The following is an 18,138-nucleotide window of genomic DNA, read 5'->3' on the forward strand; positions in this document are numbered from 1 at the left end:
TCACATCCTATTGTCGAGATATTTGCCCGTTTCCTTGTGGGCAAAGTCCGCAATCATGTGGTTGAAGAGGTCGACGATCTCAGGCTTGTCCCAGGTGGCGCCACCGCGGATAGCGTCGATTGTTGCCAGGAAGTACTCCAGCCGCGCGTCGTCGAACGATGGCTCATTGAGGATCACGCCGATGTTCGCGAATCGCTCCATGTCCAGCGTTTCGGCCTCGGTGAAGAACTCCTCGAAGTCCTTCTCGCCCGTGGTGTCGCTGGCAAAGAAGTAGACCGGCCACTTCTTGGCGGCGATCAGCTCGTCCGCACGGTCGCGGGCCTCGTCCTCGCTGTCGCACTCGTGGGGCTCGAAGCCCAGCGACTCCAGGTAGCGCGCCGCGATATCCGAGAAACGCGTCAGGTCCAGCTCTTCGCTCAGCTTGGGGAAGAAGATGTCCCGATTCCCGCCTAGCAGGCACGAGCTCAGGCACAGCTCACCCGACTCCTGCGGCGTCACAAAGTAGCGCCGCACGTCATTGGGCGCAGAAATCGGCTGCCGCTTCGCAAACCGCTGGTTGAACCCGTGCAGCAGCGACCCATCCGAGAACGCCACATTGGCAAACCGCGCCGTGGAAATCGGCAGCTCCAGGCTGGCGCGCATCAGGAACATCTCCATGATCCGCTTGCTGGCGCCCATCATGTTGACCGGGTTCGCCGCCTTGTCGGTGGACACGCAGAAGTACTTGCGCGCCCCGCCCGCCTGCGCCTGGGCGATGGTGCTGATGGTGTTGAGCACGTTCACCTCGATCAGCCGCATCAGGGTGAACGGGTCCTTCTCGCTGCGCACGTGCTTGAGCGCGGAGAGGTTGAGCACGTAGTCGTAGCCCTGCCCCGCCGCCATCAGCGCGGCGAACTCGCGGCTGCCGCAGTCGATGGCGAAGGTGCGGAAGTCGCCGTCGATGTAGCCCAGCGTGCTGCGGATGTCCCGCACCAGCTCGACCATGTTGTTCTCACTGATATCCACCACGTGCAGGGCACGGGGCTTGCGCTTGAAGATCTCGCGGGTAACGGCCTGGCCGATGGAGCCGGCGCCGCCGATCACCAGAAAGCGGCCGGAATGCACCAAGCTAGAGAGTTCGGCTTCGTGGCGCTGGATGTCGGTGTCGAAGAGCGGCGCTGTGCGGCCGATCAATTCAAGAATGTTCAAGCACGCAACCTCGGAAAATCGCTTTCAGGAACACTGGACGGCAGGTTCACCACCCGTGCTTCCAGCCAACGGGAGTTCTCCAACCCGTCATGCTGGCAGTGCTGGAACATGGGCAGGCGCGACATCAGGCGCCAGACCGGGCGGGTCATCACCTCGCGGCTGTTGGTGTACTGCAGGAAGGCGTCACGCTCCTCCTCGGAGTCGAGCACGATGGCGTTCAACCAGTAGTTGGCGGTGGTACCAGGGAGCGGCTCGACGAAGCGGGTGCCAATGCCAGCAAAGAACTCCCGGTAGCGCTGCGCAACCTCGGCCTTGATCTCCAGCATCTTCGACAGCAGCTCCATCTGGGCGCAGCCGAGCGCAGCATTGAGGTTGGGCATGCGGTAGTTGTAGCCGATCTCGTCGTGCACGAACTCGTACGGGTGCGGCACCTTGGCCGTGGTGGTCAGGTGCTTGGCGCGCTTCGCCAGCGCCTCGTCGTCGGTGATGACCATGCCACCGCCGCCGGTGGTGATCACCTTGTTGCCGTTGAAGCTCAGCGTGGCCAGCTTGCCGAACGTGCCCGTATGGCGCGCGCCGACGTAGCTGCCCAGCGACTCGGCCGCGTCCTCGACCACCGCGATGCCGTACTCTTCGCAGATGGCGACGATCTGCTCGATTCGACACGGATGGCCGAAGGTGTGCATTGGCAAGCAGGCCGCCAGGCGCCGGCCGGTGCCCTTGTTGTAGACCTGGCCGTCGCGTACCTCGGCATGTTCGGCAAGGAATCGACGCAACGCGTCCGGGCTCAAGCCCATCGTGTCCCGGTCGACATCGACGAATACCGGCCGCGCGCCCGCATAGCTCATAGCATTACACGTGGCAATGAACGTCAGCGTCTGGGTGATCACCTCGTCGCCGTGTTTCACGCCAACCAACTCCAGCGCGACGTGCAGTGCCGCGGTGCCGTTGACCGTGGCCACGGCAAAATTCGCCCCGGTGAACGCAGCGATTTGCTGCTCGAACTCGACTACCCGCGCACCCACCGACGACACAAAATTTGAGTCGATGCAATCGACCAAATACTGCCGCTCGTTGCCCTCGAACGCCGGGCGGTGGAGCGGGATGAACCCCCCGCCGTACATCGACCGGACAAGATCCACCATTGGTTGGAACAACGCAGCTCGCTCAACCATGTTGCGTCACCTTCAATATCTCCTGATCGAAGAGGCCCATCTCGCGGAGCATCACCTCGTTGACCTTGTGCACGTCGTACTTGTCCTCGGCCATCTGCCGCGAGCGAGCGCCCATCCGCGCTGCCAGCTCGGGATTGTCGATGAAACGCAGCATCGCAGTCACCAGCGGGTCCACTGACCTGACAGGCACCAGGAAGCCATTTTCGCCGTCCACTACGGTCTCCCGGCAACCAGGGGCATCGGTAGTGATGATGGGGCGACCCATGGCCATGGCTTCCAATACGGTACGTGGGGTACCTTCGCGATATGACGGCAGGACGTACACCGTGCTGTCCGCGATCGCGGGACGCACGTCGCTTAGTCTGCCTAGGAACTGCACGGTGCCTCCCGCGGTCCAGGTGTTGAGCTCGGCCTGGGCAATTGCATCGGGGTTCGTATCGAGCCAGCCGACAAGGCGAAAGCTCACGCGGGGATGGTGTGCCTTGATGCGCCGAGCGGCTTCCGCGTATTCACGTATGCCCTTGTCGCCCAGCAGGCGGCCGATCAACAGGAAGACGGGTGCGCCATCGGGCAGAGCTCGAAAAGTGTACGAGGCTACGTCGACGCCGGATCCATTCACCACCACGGAAGGGATGTTGGCGGGGAGCAAACCCATTTCCCGGAATTCGCGCTCGTCGTCCGGATTCTGGAAGAACACTTTGTGCACCCTGCTGAAGGCCAAACGGTACAAAGTTCCGACAATGCGCCTGATGGATCCCGTGCGATCACCAGTGAACGCGTACCCGAGTCCCGTGACTAAGGCGAACCGCCTTGGCACACGGGCCAGCCACGCAGCCAAACTCCCATAAATCACAGGCTTGGCCGTGTAGGGCAAGGTCACGTCAGGACGCAGCTTTCGCATCAAACGCCACAAGGCGATCATTGCGCTCAGATCCGTCAGGGGATCGGTGTCTGTCCGCTTGATTGGAATGTCGTGGAAGCGGTCTCGCGACAGACCGAGCGCCCCGCCAATATCTAGCCCCCACTTCAATTCGGGTGCCGCAATATGAACCTCACAACCGGCATCCGTGAGATCACGGATCAGTGCCCCTCTGAAGGCGGCAATCGAGTCGGCGAAGCCGGCAAGGATCAGTACTTTCACCGGGTTTCCGTCGCGGGCCACCCACGCACTGCGCTCACCATATCCATCAACGCATCTACTTTTGCATCATCATTCAGCAATTCCCTGGGATAGCCGCCCCGCGCGAGCCGCTCGCGCAATTCAGCATCGCGAATAAGCGACGAGAGCCCGTCGCAAATGGCCCCCAAATCTTGCTCCACAATCAAACCATTTACGCCGTCCTCGATCTGCTCTTCGATTCCCGCGAACCGGGTCGCGATGACGGGGCGTTCGAGTCCGCGCGCCTCATTCACGACGCCGCACAATCCTTCGTAGCGAGAGAGAACGGCGCAGATGTCGGCATGTTTGTAAAACGGAAACGGGTTCTCGATCGCACCATGCAACTTGAAGGTCGTGGATACTCCCTGAGCACGGATCGCCTGTTCGAGCAATGCGCGATCCGGCCCATCGCCCACGACATGCCAGAGGTGGGGAACGCCTGCTTCCAAGAGTCGCCGATGCACCTCCACCATCCGCAGCAGACCCTTCGACACCTCCTGCAAGCGACATACGGTGAGGACACATAGGCTGTCCGGGCTTGCCCCAAACGGGTTCGGGTATCCATCCGCCCTCGCCAGCATCTCATTCACATTCAAAAGATTATAGGAAGTAACACATTTCTCACCGACCTCGGGGTACTCGATCTGCATCGAACGTCTCACAGAATCAGACACGCAGAGATAAGCATCAATGCAACGGTGAAAGTTGCGGATGTTGCCGCCCCACCGCCCATCGGCAACCATCCCCGGATCGCTGCGTATGAATACGAAACGCTTCCGTGCATCCACCACATTGCATATGAAGTCTGGTGAGAGCCCTGCCGACCCGCAAATGGCAGCATCAAATCCAGTTGACCGAAATCGGCGACGACGCCATGTCTCTTGACATCGGGCCGCTAGCCACTTCGCAGTGAGCAAAATCGTTCCAAGTACGGGAATAGTGCTGACCGGCAGCCAAGTGCGTATCGTTCGGAGATGATGGATCGTCACCCTCGCATCGACGTCAGGTTCGAGCGCGCCGCCCGCGCTGGTCAACACTAGATGCACCTCACAACCACGCTCTGCGAGCGCTGTCAGCAATCTCAGTATTGACTTCTCGGCCCCCCCGCGATTCAACACCGAGTAATGGACCAACAACCGGACGGCGGCTCCCTCCACCAAACTAGTTCTGCTCGCGACAGAACTCATCTCGGGTTCACCATTTCCGCCACACCACTTGGTTTACGTAATCCACGTAACTATGGATGATGCGAACGACCTTCTCAGACACGTTCGGCATGCTGTAGTCCGCCACCTGGCGTAACATTCGTGCTTCACCGACGTGTTGCGATCCTAGTATCGCCAAACCCTGCATAACGCGCTCGGTGTTCATCCCGACCATCATCACCGCAGCTTCTTCCATGCCTTCGGGGCGTTCATGCGTATCGCGGAGGTTGAGCGCCCGGAAGTTGAGAATGGACGCCTCTTCGTTGATGGTGCCACTGTCGGAAAGCACCGCCCTTGCGTCTCTCTGCAACCGCACGTAATCGCTGAAGCCCAACGGCTTGAGCAACTGCACTCTGCTGTCGAGCTGGATGCCCGTCGCATCAATGCGCTTGCGAGTGCGCGGGTGTGTGGAAACCACCACCGGCAGTTCGTAGGTGGCGGCGACCATATTTAATGTTTCGATCAGGCCGGCGAAGTTGCGGTCGCATTCGATATTCTCCTCGCGGTGCGCGCTGACCACGAAATACTTGCTTGGCTGCAATCCGAGCCGATCGAGCACATCCGAAGCAACGATCCTTGGTGCGTAATGCGCCAGCACCTCGCACATCGGACTCCCAGTCTTGATGATCCGATCCGGCGGCAGGCCTTCGGCCAGCAGGTATTCGCGGGCGATGTCACTGTAGGTCAAGTTGATGTCGGCGGTGTGGTCGACGATGCGGCGATTGATCTCCTCCGGCACGCGCATGTCGAAACAGCGATTGCCGGCTTCCATGTGGAAGGTGGGGATCTTGCGGCGCTTGGCCGGGATGACCGCCAGGCAGCTGTTGGTATCTCCCAGCACGAGAACCGCATCTGGCTGGATCTGGGCCAAGGCGCCATCGGCGGCGATGATCACTTTACCGATGGTTTCCGCGCCGGTTGCACCCGCCGCCGCAAGGAAGCAATCCGGCTTGCGGATGCCAAGGTCCTCGAAAAAGATGCCGTTCAGCTCATAATCGTAGTTCTGGCCGGTGTGCACCAGAACGTGGTCGCAATGTTCATCCAATGCTGCCATCACGCGCGACAGGCGGATGATCTCTGGGCGCGTACCAAGTATGGTGGCGACCCTCAACTTGCGCATGTTCATACCTCGCTTGCCACGGTATCCGGATATTGACGATCGAAGACTTCATTGGCCCACAGCATCACCACCAGTTCTTCAGCGCCGATATTAGTGATGTCATGCGCCCAACCGGGGATGGTTTCGACCACTAGCGGCTGGCTCCCGTCACTTTCGACTTCAAAGGTTTCGTCTGTTAGCAGGTGTCGGAAGCGGTAGCGCGCATGGCCTTTAATGATGAGAAACTTCTCGGTCTTGGTGTGGTGGTAATGTCCGCCGCGGGTGATGCCGGGGTGGGCGGTAAAGAACGAAAACTGCCCACAATCCGGAGTCTTGAGCATTTCGACGAAGACGCCGCGAGCATCACTGTACTTGGGCACACCATAGCTAAACGCATCCGGCGGCAGGAAGCTCACATAGGTGGCGTAGAGCGCGCGCACCAGCCCGGTCCCGACTCGTTCGGTGACTAGGGTGCTGCGCACCTCGCGAAAGGCCCTAATCTGGCTCGCCAGCTCACCGACCGTTGTGGCGTAGACCGGCTCTGCCTCGGCCAGGCGTACGCCCTGCCCCGGATCAGCCAAGAAGCGCAGCAATTCGGCCACCACATCATCCACGTAAACCAGCTGCACGGTCGCGGCAGAGTCATCGATACGGATAGGCAGGCCACGCGCAACGTTGTGGCAGAACGAGGCCACCGCGGAGTTGTAGTTCGGGCGGCTCCACTTACCGAACACGTTTGCCAAGCGATACAACGCAACGGGCCCGCCACTCGCCTGTGAGTACTGCCGCAAATGCTCTTCTGCAGTACGCTTACTGATGCCATACGGAGTGTCGAGTTCGACGTGAATGGAAGACGCAAATGCGACCGGCACGGGTTTGCGCGTCGCTAAGATCAGGTCGCATAGACGGCTGGTGAAATCTGCATTGCCCACGGCGAACTCGGCCGGATCCTGCGGTCGGTTGACTCCGGCCAGATGAATCACGGCGTCCGCGTCCACCACCGCAGCGGCGAGATCCGCGACACTCGTGCTGCGGGTGATCGGAAGCACTTCGTAGGCTTGGCGTTCCGCCAGCATCACGCACAGGTTCTTGCCGATGAAGCCGTCGGCGCCGGTAACCAAGACCTTCATCTCAATCCACCGGTCTGGCGGGGCGACCAGCCACGAGATCCTGGATGAAGTCCAGCTTCATCAGCAGGGCCTTCATGCCCCCCAGGTCCAGCCGTTCCGTATTCGCGGAGGTATAGTCGGTGGCGTCGCTAATGCGCTTTTCACCCTGCTCCACGAATTTGCCGTAGTTCAGATCCCGCAAGTCTGGCGGCACCCGGAAATATCCGGGTAGGTCTTGCGCATGGGCCATTTCCTCTCGGCTCATCAGGGCCTCGTGTTTCTTTTCGCCGTGGCGCGTACCGATGATGCGAATGGGATGATCGGGCTTACCCAGCAATTCGATCAGCGCTAACGCTAAGGTGTGCATCGTCGCAGCGGGCGCCTTCTGAACGAAAATGTCACCGCTGTTCCCATGCTCAAACGCGTACAGCACCAGATCCACGGCATCGTCCAATGTCATCATGAACCGGGTCATTTCCGGGTCTGTAATGGTGATAGGAGTACTGGTATTGATCTGTTTGACGAACAGCGGGATTACAGAACCACGCGAGGCCATCACGTTGCCGTAGCGCGTGCCGCAGATCGTCGTCTTCGCGGGGTCGACATTACGCGATTTGGCCACGAACACCTTCTCCATCATCGCTTTGGAGATGCCCATGGCGTTGATCGGATAGACCGCCTTATCGGTACTCAGGCAGATCATGCGCTTCACGCCGCACTGGATCGCGGCCTCGGTCGTGTTCTCCGTGCCTACGATATTGGTCTTCACGGCCTCCATTGGATGGAACTCGCATGACGGGACCTGCTTCAATGCGGCCGCATGGAACACGTAATCCACCCCGCGCATCGCGTTCATAACGCTGGCCGGGTCGCGCACGTCGCCGATGTAGAACTTTAGGTTGTCGGACGCATAACGCTTGCGCATGTCGTCCTGCTTCTTCTCGTCGCGGCTCAGGATGCGGATCTCGCCTATGTCGGTCCGCAAGAAGCGGCGCAGCACGGCATTACCGAAGGAGCCGGTGCCACCACTGATCAGGAGCGTGTTGTTCTGAAACATCCAAATTCCTTCCGTTTTTTCACGTGGAGATTCCTACATCGACAAGGTCTCGCAAGGCATCCACGTACCCGGCGGGATGAAACGCACCCCATGCTTGTGATATGCAGGCCTCGCGCATGGACCGCATAGCCGCTTCGTCCAATCCCAGCGCGCGCGACAAAGCTGAAGCAATGCCGACCGAGTCCGGCCTCTCGCACACGAACCCCGTCAGCCCCTCCCGTAAATGCAGATGCATATCACTGGTGAGGTTGGCAATTACGGGTGTTCCTGAAGCGAAGCTTTCCACGAACTTAGTGGGGAACCCCGCCTGCGACAATCGACCTTTCCGCCGGGTAAAGACGCTAAAATCCGCACCACCGACGACCTTCTGAACGTCGTCGTGGTTCAACATGCCTGGGGTGCTCAGCCAAGGAAGCTGTTGACCTGACGGTCCACCAAGCATACTCATGACCTGCGCCGCGTCAGGCCCCGCTACGGTCAGATGGATCGAAGCCCCTTGCACTACCAGATTCGCCACCGCACGCAAAACAGCGCCCAGATCATCCTTGGTGCCAGGATTGCCTGCGTAGCAAAGCCGCAGTTGCCTGCTCGGCTGCCAGTCATGTAGGGCGATTGTGCTGGTGGTGGGAGGTACGACCGCTACCTGCAGGCCAAGGTCATGGTAGTAATCCGCAAGATATCGGCTTATCGCGATAACACCATCGACCTGTGGAACTAAACGACGCATCGCCCATTCAATATTCCATTGATAGGGAGAAGTCAGATACCCCCACGGTCGCGCCGGCTCGTACCATTCAACAGCATCAAAAATCAAGCGTACATTATTGCCCTTGCACCAGGGCAAGAGGCGCTGAAGGTAAGGCGAATAACCGCTGTAGAGAATAACCGCCTTCGGTCTCGTCGGCTGCGACGCCAGCCAGTCCACAGTGCGTCCGCCCATCCATGCATACCGCAGACGTCGTAAGGCGCGTGGCCAGTTCTCGGCAACGCGTTCATTCAAATGGCAATAGACGATACCGTCTTGCTGCGCAACCACCCTGCCCTCATCTTGGGATGACTCCCCAGCGCCACTCGCAATTACAACGTCGAGCCCCGCCAGCGAAAGGCTTTCCGCGACACCCAAAACACGTCTGGAAGCGGCCGCCCCTTCCGGATAGGGAAAGGGTCCAACATAGGCCACCCAGGGGCGCTTATCGCCCATCATCGTTGATCATCATTTCTGCGCGCTTTCTCGAGCCGGGATCGCCATCGCCTGATACCGACTGCGGACATAGGGGGTCCATGCGGAGTTCATCTCACTCAAGAAAACTCCATCGAGATAACGCGTCTGGAAATCCAGAGACTGGCTCTTCTCCAACTCTAGGAACTCCGCATCGCCGCAGGGGCTCTTCTTGAACGCGATGCCCGAATGGCTCTCAAGGAACTGCCTCGTGTCGAGAACTTCGCCTGCAGCTGAAGAAATCTCACACAAGTTGTCGCAATCGGCATGCGGCAACTGCGATGGCGCGCATGACTCGCTGGCTCTGAGGACAAAGTGGATTCTGGCGTTGGACTCATTCTTTAGAACTCGGTTGACTTCAGAAAGGAGATTAAGTTTGTCCGGCACAAAGAAGGTCGTCGCAATGCTGTAAATGAAATCAAAGGTTTGGTCCGGAAACGGCAGCCCCGCGCCAGCATCACAATTGACATACGCAGGGAAACCATATTTGCTCTCGTACGTATATATTTCCCAAGGCCAGAAACATCGCTTTTTCACGCCCTCGACGAGCGCTCTGCGCGGATCGTTGAATTTCGCATCTCTGTTGATGCCGGTAATGTTTATGCTGTCGCCGAATTTACGCTTCAATTCCAGCATTGGCAGGCCAAAGCCGCACCCAATCTCGAGGATATCCACCACTCCACGCGCATCGATCAAGTCCGAAATGATCGTCTCGACGGGACCTAGCCTGTACCTAACGCCGCGAAGGGGTCTATTTTTTGCCATTTCGATTCTCCAGGTTCATGCAATTCGCGGCGGAAAGATGTTGAGCAAAAACCTCTTCAACCGACCCAGTGCGCCGCCAGAATAGACTTTATGGAATGCTTTTATGACCGTTTCATTCGGATCCACTTCATGTATTCTCAATCCATGCACCGATGTATCGATATCCGAGAACATTTTATCGACCGCCCGGGTATGAGTACCGCTTCCATCGAAACCAATGTTGTTCACCATGTTTCTGCGCGGGTAGATCGTATATTTATTTTCCAAGATCAACCAAGCTTGGAAAAGAATGGCCCAAGTTCGAATCACGCCGGTCACTTGGCGACGAAGCCGGTATAGCTGATCTTCCCCGGTCGCAGTCATACGCGCGCGCAGCAACCGATTGGTCCAGATTTCAGAGTAATCGCGCCGCTCCCAATCGACCGACATCCACCGATCCCTCCACGTACCCCAGCCATGACTACACATCCGGGGAACAGCCATCAGGTCGTATTCGTATGCATCCGGAATCTTCGCCAAGGGGCAGTAACCTGACACGGAGGCTATACCGTGGGCGCCTGTGAACAGGTCGAGGCAGTCATTCATATACTTCAAGAACCCATCGGCCACGACCAAATCATCCTCCAATACAATCACCCTATCGAAATCGACGAGAATCCCGGTCACGCCTCCGATTATCGACGCCGCCAAACCGCGATTAGCACTGGAGCATCTGAGTTCGAACTCAGCAAAGCTCTGTTTCCACCTAGGGTCGCTGATCAATTCTCGGACCGCCGAGACCCCGGCATTATCATGCTCACCCCGTGGCCCGTCCGCCATGACGTAAACCTTGGTTTGCGGGGCTAGACTGTCTGCCGCCAAGGCAGTAAGGCACTGGGACAGATGGGCAGGCCGATTGAATGCAAAGACAACTACCGGGGCAAGTTCGCCCATCACGTATCGATCCTCGAAATGGAGAGAGAGCGGTAGGCATCGAACACTGTGCCGACGATCAGCGCCTCATCGTGGTTCTGGATTGCCCTAGTTCGCGCATGGCTCGAGAGTTCGTCACACAATCCATCATTGTCAAAAAGTCTACTGATCTGTTCGGCAAGCATCATATGATCCGTCGCGCTGTAGAACAGCGCTTCCTTCTCGTGGGCCGCGACTGACGGTACGCCGCCGACGAACGAACACACGCTAGGAATTCCCATCCACATCGCTTCGCCCAAGGTGTTCGGGCTATTTTCGATGAGTGACGGCAACAGGTAAACGTGTGCGCGCACCATGTGATTGGCCATGTCCTCTGGATTGAGCACCCCGAGGAACTCCACATTCCCATCAAGGCCCATGCTTGAAATCAGGCGTCGCAGATATCCCAAGTATGTGGCCCACGCACTAGGGTTGGCGCTTGAGATGGAGGGTCCGGCAATCTTCAGCAATACGGATGGATACGTTCGCTTCAGCACCGCAAGCGCTCTCAGCGCAATATGTGCCCCCTTCAGGGGAACGGACGCATTACCCATGAACAACGTATGGGGCAATTTTCCTACATTGGTCCAGCGCTTGGCGAAGAACTCTTCGCGAAGCATCTCGCCGCACTGCACGTAGTGAGCATCGGAATTGACGGCGCGGGAGTAGGCACGATCCCACGCGGTCCTTCCCAGCACCACGTGGGCGCGCCTCAAGCAAATGTTCTCAGCCGCAACTCGCGGGGTAAAAACAAAGCGCGACTTCGCCCGCAACATTGCGATCATGACTATATCCGCCAATGAAGCGGCCCTAATGGTCCCGCCTCCTTCCAGCATGGGCAGTATGCCCGAGAGAATTCCCTGCAGACTCAACACCTTTGGACCATTCCACATTGACATGAAGCGAGCAGTGGACGCCATCTCCGAACCGTGTGCATGCAGGATATCGGGCGAGAAATCTTCGAGGATACGCGCACAAACCACAGGATCAATATCGTGACGATTCAATATGGAAGACGGAAATACATGATATTCGACACCATCCCTAACCAGTTTGCGATGCGATTTCACATTAGCGCGCATCGCAACTCCCAGGCGGAGACCCTGGTGAGCAGCCAATGACGACAAGAGCGATTGCAACCAGCCACCGAATGGCGTAATCGGCAGTCCGAAATCATTTGCAACTGAAGGAAGCACGATGTTCGTCGTCCACAAGATTCGCACTAGAGACTTACCCCGCCGACTCCAGACTCGCCATTGCTAGGACGTTTGCGCCTGATCATTGTCGCGGCCACTGGAAACATCACGTAAACAGCGATTCCAAATGCTCCTACCAGTGTATTCAACACGGTTACGGGGACGAATGCGGCCATGAATGCAAGTGAAACACCAACCCCCGAACCACCGGCTCGCAAATCACGCAGCGGTACAAAAAACAGGATCCACACAAAGAGTATGCCAATGAAGAGACCATAGCGTCCGAACTGGTCTAGGACAGCGGAGTGCCCTCCGCTTTGTAATGAACCAAAAACAGGGTTCGCCACGAAAGATTCGACGCTTCTCGAATACATATCAACTCTATCCCCCAGAGTTCCCGCAGCGCTTGTTGCCTGAAGCGAATTCAGAAGATCGGAGATCTTCTTTTCGAAAAGTGTTCCATCCATGAGGATGAGGAGCTTTTGTAGAATGTTCGGCAGATATGCCAGCACGATGAGGAAACAGACCATCACGACGAGTGCACGAACAATCAAACCCGCGCCAGCACTGCGATTGAACGCGAGAGAGAGCGAAACACCCAACACCGTCGAGTACAGAGCGATTGAATAGCCTGCGGAGGCAATCAAGGCCAACCCGAAAACAATGCATGCAAACAAGGCCAACTTGGCGGCATAGGTCCTGGCCTTGCTAGGGCGGAGATTGGCAAGCAATTGCGTCGAGTGCAGTGGAACCAAGCTCACCAGCACTGGCATCAGCAATACAGAAAGATATACCAAGCCATAACCGCCAACCCCCTGAGATGAAAGTTCCAAGGCCTCTTGGGAGTCTCGTACCAGCATTCTTGCGACTCCTGGATTCAACTGCAACGCGCCGTACGTCTTGTACATCCAGACCGGCAACGTCGCCACAACACACCAGAACACCGGCTCCAGAGTTGAAATTTCCCGCCTTCTACTCTCATAAACGGCAAAGAAGAAGAGAAATATATAGAGCTGGGCTAGCGTCACCGCTCCACGGGGTCCAAAGATCACTTCGATGGTACTCAGGCATAGAATATACGCCAGCACCAGCAAGGCCCGCCGCGTGGGACGCCTGACCAGCCCTCCCGGGCGCCCGGCCTCGAGTGCGAACCAAATCAACACAAGCAGCGCGACAATTATTCGATACAGTCCGCCATACGCCAACGTCGGCGCCGTTGCCCAGATAGCTACACCGCTGACCGCGATGTTCTGAGCCGTCAGGATTCGAAGTTTCATCGTCGCAAGGGAGATTTGGCACGCTGAAGGCTATTCCCAATGCCCTTGAATACGGCACCAGCAGCATACGCAAGGGCCCCCGGCGTGCCCCTTGTATCGATGAGGGCATTGATGTCTTGCCAGAGGGCAAGCATCGCACCCGGGTCGTCTTCAAGATTAGCCCTCACGATTCTATCCCGCGAGGCTCGCACTCCGTGCACTTCCAAATTATGTAAGGCCCAACCATTGAGCAGTGCATCGATGGCTGAGGGATCTAGCGTCTTCAACTGCAGGGGCGCTTTCTCTGCAATACCCAATGAACACCAGGCCTCATTCACGTGCTTCAACCGCTTGTCGATCGTGACGCTCTGACGCTCGCGAATCCCGAAGGCTGCTCCTTCGATCGCAACCCTGAAATCCGGATCCTCCACCGATAACTCACGCCAGAGCGGAAGCAACCGTGGCAAATGCAGCAAGTGCTTGTTCGCGTGCACGTAGGACTTGCGGAAAATATCCTCGAAACCTTGTTCAAAGTCGTGAACACCTGAAACAAACGGCAACAAATGCCACGCATGGCCTTCGCGTGCCATGGCCTGTTTCAACGCTGTTTCGGGCCGGATGGACGCGCTACTTATGCGCAGCAACTCCAAAGCCCTGGGCAAGTGCTCACTTCTGTAGAGATGGACCCCCGCTGTCCTTATTGAGATCGTGAACTTATCTAGAATTAGGGAATTAAGCCCCAGATCCGAATTACCAAGAGTCTCGGCGCGCGCTAGCAGGGTAGCTATTGCTCCACCGCGGAACACCATGTCGGCGTCGACGCAGAATGTCCATTTACATCCTGACTCCACCCCAAGCTCGAAAGATCGCACCAAGGCCTGACTGAATGGAGCCTCGTTGACAACACGTACCGAGTGTTCCGGGACGCCCGCTGCAGCTAAAGACGCGATGCACGCTTGTTCGGTACGTTCGCCCACCGATCGCACGATGAACACTGCATTTGTTTCACTGAGACCCAGACCACCTTCAACGCTTGTCATATCCGCCCACTCTCAATTATTCAACTTGCGACCCGGCTACCCGTGCTCGGCAACCATTTTCTCAGTATTCCGCGCCAATAGAGAACAATCACGACCGAAGTGACCAGCACGCCGCACGCGCCTCCAGCGAGTCCGAAGAGCATGGCCAGCGTCGTCACGGCCGATAGCATCACGAGGCCGTAATAGACATTGGCCCGGATTGAAATACCAGGGTTGATGGAAAGTGCCAGGCCGCGCGTCCACCACAATTGCTGCAAGAGCAGTGTGCTCGCCAGCAAGAACACGAATGCGAGGACATTGGTCGCTGTCATCGGAAGCCCCACCGTAACCCAATAGATGGAGATAGCCACGGAAATACACAGGGACAAGACAGCCGACCATTTCCAAATCTTAGTGCCAACGTCAGTAATTGTTTGCAGGATGTCGACAAACCGCTTGTCCGCAACTGCGCTGACAAACCGTGGATGAATTTGCTCCGTGAACGGACCCACAAGAATTAACAAGGGACTGAGGAATTGCTTGATCAGTCCATAAAAGCCAGCCGAAGCGGGACCTGCAACGCCCCCAACGATCAAGCTGTCTACATTCTGGGTAGCAGCCTTTAGTGAAGACGACACAAAAGTGCTCACAGTGAACCTGAAGTAGCGTCGCAGCTCAGACAGGGGCAAGACCTGGCCCGCAGATGCCACCAATTCGCTAGAGACCAACCCTAGAAGGCATGCTGTGGTAAATCCGGTCACCAGCAAGATGACCCACACAATGTTCTCCAAGGACAACTCAATCCCGATGTACAGCATCCAAATCAGGATGAGGAGTTTGCCCAACTGCTCCATGACGATAAACACATTGATCACCTTGAATCGATCACGCGCCGCCAGCAACCCGATTCCGGTTCCCCGAACGAAGATCGCGACCATTACCCAAGAATACAATTCGACGCTAGGCGCCAAGGCGGCATCTTTCAACAGGAGCTTGGAGATGAGGGGCGCGAGCAGATAAGCGGACACCAAAATCACGCAGGCGCCGATGGCATCTAGCGCAAGACCCGCCAGCAGTGCAAGCCTCGCCATACCATGATCGCCCTGATGCTCGGCCAGCCGATGGAACTGAACGACGGCTTCATTGGTCCTGAAAGTCAGTAGTGCAGATGTCATCGCTGCGAGCGCAGTCAATAGCGTGATGGCGCCATACAATTCGATGCCAGCCTGCTTGACCAGTAGCGTTGCCCACGCAAATCCTAGGGCCAACTTGAGAGCTTGCGAACCGTAACTAAACAAGACGTTTGAGCGAAATGCCGCGTCGATAATCTTCATTGCGGATTGCCAGCTACGACACGCGCCTTTTCCAACTGACTTGCGGCGAACAGTGCGCCAGCAACGCTCAAATGATCGCTATCCCGATATAGAAGCCGACCGTCGTCGATATAGCGACAATGCTCCAGATTGCAAAACCATGATTCGGGGTTGAACGCGACGACATCCGCAGCGTACGGCTGGACAGCGCGCCAGAAATTCTCCGATATGTCCCGATACAATTGGATGGGGGCTTCATCAGGCACCGCCAAACGCTTCCAGCGTGCCATAGCTAACTTGTAAGGCAGGGCGTCAACCGCACCGGGCGTAGGTCCCACCACCACGATCTCTTTTACATATGGCCGGATACCCTCGATCGTCCGTCCCAGCGCCGGTGCGAAAATGTGTTCGTTTCCGGTCGAACCAGAGGCGGTATCGACTAGGTCATATCCTCCCTCGGAATTGGACCATGCGGGCCAGTGGGCGATCAGATAGACGCGATCGGGCCTGTTTGCCTCGATCCAGTCGACAACACCGTCGTTGAATCCACTGCACTTCCGGTTCCTAGGATTGGAGAGACCTATCAATGGCGCACAGGCATGCTCAACCGCCAGGGCACCGGCCCACTGGTGCGCCTTCAGGGCCTCATCCAGACCTGGCGCCCATGCCAAGGCATGGCTGTCTCCCCAGATCAGCGCCCGCTTCTGCCCCCCGTACGTGCCGATTCCACAGTCGGTGTCCTTGCCGGGCAATACCCTGTGGCACTTCGCGAATGGGATTTCCGCGGAACGCGCCCGATCCAGCTCCGCCACGACTCCAGCAACGCGCACGGGAAACCCGTTTTCACTCACTAGAGAAAGCCCGATTGCGACCAATGCGGCTCCGGCCAGAATCGATGTTAAGAAGACCTTTGGTTGCGTAATATTCGCGCTGCCACGCCCTGACTTTCGGAATGGCCGCTCAACCAGATAATAACTGGCGACTGCGAGCAGGAAGGTCACGACCAGCAAGACCAGCGAGGCCGCTGACGAAAGCGGCTCCATGCCGGCACGGTATTTCGCCAACACCAGCAAGGGCCAGTGCCATAGGTAGAGCGAATAAGAAATCAGGCCAATGAACACCAGTGGTTTCCAGGACAGCGCAGCGCTCACGCGCGATCCGCCGCTTGCCCCGACATGCAACAACAGCGCCGTTGCCAATACGGGAATGGCCACCTTCCACCCAGGAAAGTCGATGCCTTCTCCCATCAACGCAACCGCCCCCACCAATGAGCATAGCGCCACGATCGCAATGCCATTGCGCGCTGCAGCGTACTTAATTGACGGAATCGCGCCGATGCCCAGCAGCGACCCGAGCAGCAACTCCCATGCGCGAAAAGGGGAGAGAAAGAACGTCGCCTTGAAGTTCAGTGGCTGAACTACTACGCACGCAATGAACGAGACTAAAGCGCAGATCGCAAACACCTTGCCAAGGCCACGCGCCCAGAACCGCCCAACCAGCAACATCATTAACGGCAGGCCCAGGTAGAACTGCTCCTCCACGCCCAGCGACCACGTGTGCAATAGAGGATTGAAATCCGAGTTCGCATCGAAGTATCCGCTCTTCAGCAAATACAATACATTGGAGACGAACAGGATTGTCGCGATACTTGCCTTTCCCAACCAAGCGAGGTCGCTCGGCAGCAGTATCCAGAGACTGGCAATCATCGTGGCGAGAAGGACGACAAAAAGCGCGGGGAATATGCGACGGGCACGACGCTCGTAGAAACGCCCAAGCGTGAACTCGCCGCGCTTGATTTCCGAATGAATAATGGCGGTGATCAGATAGCCGGAAATGACGAAGAACACGTCTACACCGACGAATCCGCCCTTCAGGCCGCCAATGCCGAAATGATAGAAGACCACGCTCAGGACTGCGATCGCGCGCAGGCCATCAATATCCGGCCTGTACGTAAGGCCTGCCGATCCCACTTCATCACTTCGCATGCAATGTCTCGCGTTCGTCGGCCGAGCTAGTGGAGGCGAATACAAGGTGTTTCACATCGTGATGGCGACAGAGTTTGAGGACGTGCAGGAATTTCGTGACGTTTTTGCTGACATACAGGTGCCGATTGGTGTTGGCGTAGCGCACGCCAGCATGCGCAGTAAGCTTAACGACGCGCTGTGGCTTGCGGGTGGCGGATACCTCCTCAACCGCGTTGGGGTCGGCTAGCTCAGCATGCACGTGCACATAACCGTGAGAGGCCGCGAAGGGCGCCAGCCGTGCCTCCTTCAGCGTGACGTCGTAGTAGTCGGACATGTTGTCGACTCCGATGACGTCTTCGCCGCACCCCGGAAGCCGCTTGGCGGCGTGGGAGCCAATAGAGCCGGCGGTGCCGGTGACTAGCGTTTTCATAGTGGTCTCGCGAGGTAGGGCGGTCGCGGCCAT

Annotated in this window: 16 protein-coding genes; all 16 read right to left on the reverse strand. The window is 57.5% G+C overall.

Annotation, left to right across the window (positions count from 1 at the left end):
- Positions 1–1,188, reverse strand: coding sequence for a UDP-N-acetylglucosamine 4,6-dehydratase (locus tag JHB91_RS04235; protein ID WP_199471691.1), 1,188 nt, complete (start codon positions 1,186–1,188; stop codon positions 1–3).
- Entirely contained in the window at positions 1,185–2,363 is a 1,179-nt protein-coding gene (locus JHB91_RS04240) for a LegC family aminotransferase (RefSeq protein ID WP_233398512.1), read from the reverse strand. Before JHB91_RS04240 ends, JHB91_RS04235 begins: the two co-directional genes overlap by 4 nt.
- Positions 2,356–3,504, reverse strand: coding sequence for a glycosyltransferase family 4 protein (locus tag JHB91_RS04245; RefSeq protein WP_343225052.1), 1,149 nt, complete (start codon positions 3,502–3,504; stop codon positions 2,356–2,358). Before JHB91_RS04245 ends, JHB91_RS04240 begins: the two co-directional genes overlap by 8 nt.
- A complete protein-coding gene (locus JHB91_RS14085) occupies positions 3,501–4,172 on the reverse strand; it encodes a glycosyltransferase (RefSeq protein ID WP_233398513.1) in 672 nt (223 codons plus the stop codon). Before JHB91_RS14085 ends, JHB91_RS04245 begins: the two co-directional genes overlap by 4 nt.
- Before the next feature lie 544 nt (positions 4,173–4,716).
- The gene (gene wecB / locus JHB91_RS04255; RefSeq protein WP_233398514.1) at positions 4,717–5,853 is read right to left on the reverse strand and encodes a UDP-N-acetylglucosamine 2-epimerase (non-hydrolyzing); all 1,137 of its coding nucleotides are present in this window, start codon (positions 5,851–5,853) and stop codon (positions 4,717–4,719) included.
- Positions 5,850–6,956: an NAD-dependent epimerase/dehydratase family protein gene (locus JHB91_RS04260; RefSeq protein WP_199471694.1), complete on the reverse strand. Its 1,107-nt coding sequence runs from the start codon at positions 6,954–6,956 to the stop codon at positions 5,850–5,852. Before JHB91_RS04260 ends, wecB begins: the two co-directional genes overlap by 4 nt.
- 1 nt (position 6,957) lies before the next feature.
- Entirely contained in the window at positions 6,958–7,992 is a 1,035-nt protein-coding gene (locus tag JHB91_RS04265; RefSeq protein WP_199471696.1) for a polysaccharide biosynthesis protein, read from the reverse strand.
- 19 nt (positions 7,993–8,011) lie between these two features.
- Positions 8,012–9,193 (reverse strand): glycosyltransferase, encoded by a 1,182-nt coding sequence (locus tag JHB91_RS04270; RefSeq protein ID WP_199471700.1) that lies wholly within the window; start codon positions 9,191–9,193, stop codon positions 8,012–8,014.
- Between the two features lie 12 nt (positions 9,194–9,205).
- A complete protein-coding gene (locus tag JHB91_RS04275; protein ID WP_199471701.1) occupies positions 9,206–9,907 on the reverse strand; it encodes a class I SAM-dependent methyltransferase in 702 nt (233 codons plus the stop codon).
- Positions 9,908–9,991: 84 nt separating this feature from the next.
- Positions 9,992–10,909, reverse strand: coding sequence for a glycosyltransferase family A protein (locus tag JHB91_RS04280; RefSeq protein WP_199471704.1), 918 nt, complete (start codon positions 10,907–10,909; stop codon positions 9,992–9,994).
- Positions 10,909–12,141, reverse strand: coding sequence for a glycosyltransferase (locus JHB91_RS04285; RefSeq protein ID WP_199471707.1), 1,233 nt, complete (start codon positions 12,139–12,141; stop codon positions 10,909–10,911). Before JHB91_RS04285 ends, JHB91_RS04280 begins: the two co-directional genes overlap by 1 nt.
- A gap of 8 nt (positions 12,142–12,149) precedes the next feature.
- Entirely contained in the window at positions 12,150–13,400 is a 1,251-nt protein-coding gene (locus tag JHB91_RS04290) for a hypothetical protein (RefSeq protein ID WP_199471710.1), read from the reverse strand.
- On the reverse strand, positions 13,397–14,419 hold the full coding sequence (locus tag JHB91_RS04295; protein ID WP_199471712.1) for a hypothetical protein: 1,023 nt from the start codon (positions 14,417–14,419) through the stop codon (positions 13,397–13,399). The genes JHB91_RS04290 and JHB91_RS04295 overlap by 4 nt, the downstream gene beginning before the upstream one ends.
- Before the next feature lie 20 nt (positions 14,420–14,439).
- Entirely contained in the window at positions 14,440–15,732 is a 1,293-nt protein-coding gene (locus JHB91_RS04300) for an oligosaccharide flippase family protein (RefSeq protein ID WP_199471714.1), read from the reverse strand.
- Positions 15,729–17,696, reverse strand: coding sequence for an acyltransferase family protein (locus JHB91_RS04305; RefSeq protein WP_199471716.1), 1,968 nt, complete (start codon positions 17,694–17,696; stop codon positions 15,729–15,731). Before JHB91_RS04305 ends, JHB91_RS04300 begins: the two co-directional genes overlap by 4 nt.
- Positions 17,686–18,138 carry an NAD-dependent epimerase/dehydratase family protein gene (locus JHB91_RS04310; protein ID WP_233398515.1) on the reverse strand — a complete coding sequence of 151 codons (453 nt, stop codon included), beginning with the start codon at positions 18,136–18,138 and terminating at the stop codon, positions 17,686–17,688. The genes JHB91_RS04305 and JHB91_RS04310 overlap by 11 nt, the downstream gene beginning before the upstream one ends.

It is taken from the genome of Luteimonas sp. MC1828, from assembly GCF_016461615.1.
Classification (GTDB): domain Bacteria; phylum Pseudomonadota; class Gammaproteobacteria; order Xanthomonadales; family Xanthomonadaceae; genus Luteimonas.

Coding starts and splice junctions, on each gene's coding strand:
- JHB91_RS04240 (WP_233398512.1), bottom strand. CDS start 2,363: ATGGTTGAGCGAGCTGCGTTGTTCCAACCAATGGTGGATCTTGTCCGG.
- JHB91_RS14085 (WP_233398513.1), bottom strand. CDS start 4,172: ATGCAGATCGAGTACCCCGAGGTCGGTGAGAAATGTGTTACTTCCTAT.
- wecB (WP_233398514.1), bottom strand. CDS start 5,853: ATGAACATGCGCAAGTTGAGGGTCGCCACCATACTTGGTACGCGCCCA.
- JHB91_RS04260 (WP_199471694.1), bottom strand. CDS start 6,956: ATGAAGGTCTTGGTTACCGGCGCCGACGGCTTCATCGGCAAGAACCTG.
- JHB91_RS04265 (WP_199471696.1), bottom strand. CDS start 7,992: ATGTTTCAGAACAACACGCTCCTGATCAGTGGTGGCACCGGCTCCTTC.
- JHB91_RS04270 (WP_199471700.1), bottom strand. CDS start 9,193: ATGGGCGATAAGCGCCCCTGGGTGGCCTATGTTGGACCCTTTCCCTAT.
- JHB91_RS04280 (WP_199471704.1), bottom strand. CDS start 10,909: ATGGGCGAACTTGCCCCGGTAGTTGTCTTTGCATTCAATCGGCCTGCC.
- JHB91_RS04290 (WP_199471710.1), bottom strand. CDS start 13,400: ATGAAACTTCGAATCCTGACGGCTCAGAACATCGCGGTCAGCGGTGTA.
- JHB91_RS04295 (WP_199471712.1), bottom strand. CDS start 14,419: ATGACAAGCGTTGAAGGTGGTCTGGGTCTCAGTGAAACAAATGCAGTG.
- JHB91_RS04300 (WP_199471714.1), bottom strand. CDS start 15,732: ATGAAGATTATCGACGCGGCATTTCGCTCAAACGTCTTGTTTAGTTAC.
- JHB91_RS04305 (WP_199471716.1), bottom strand. CDS start 17,696: ATGCGAAGTGATGAAGTGGGATCGGCAGGCCTTACGTACAGGCCGGAT.
- JHB91_RS04310 (WP_233398515.1), bottom strand. CDS start 18,138: ATGGCCGCGACCGCCCTACCTCGCGAGACCACTATGAAAACGCTAGTC.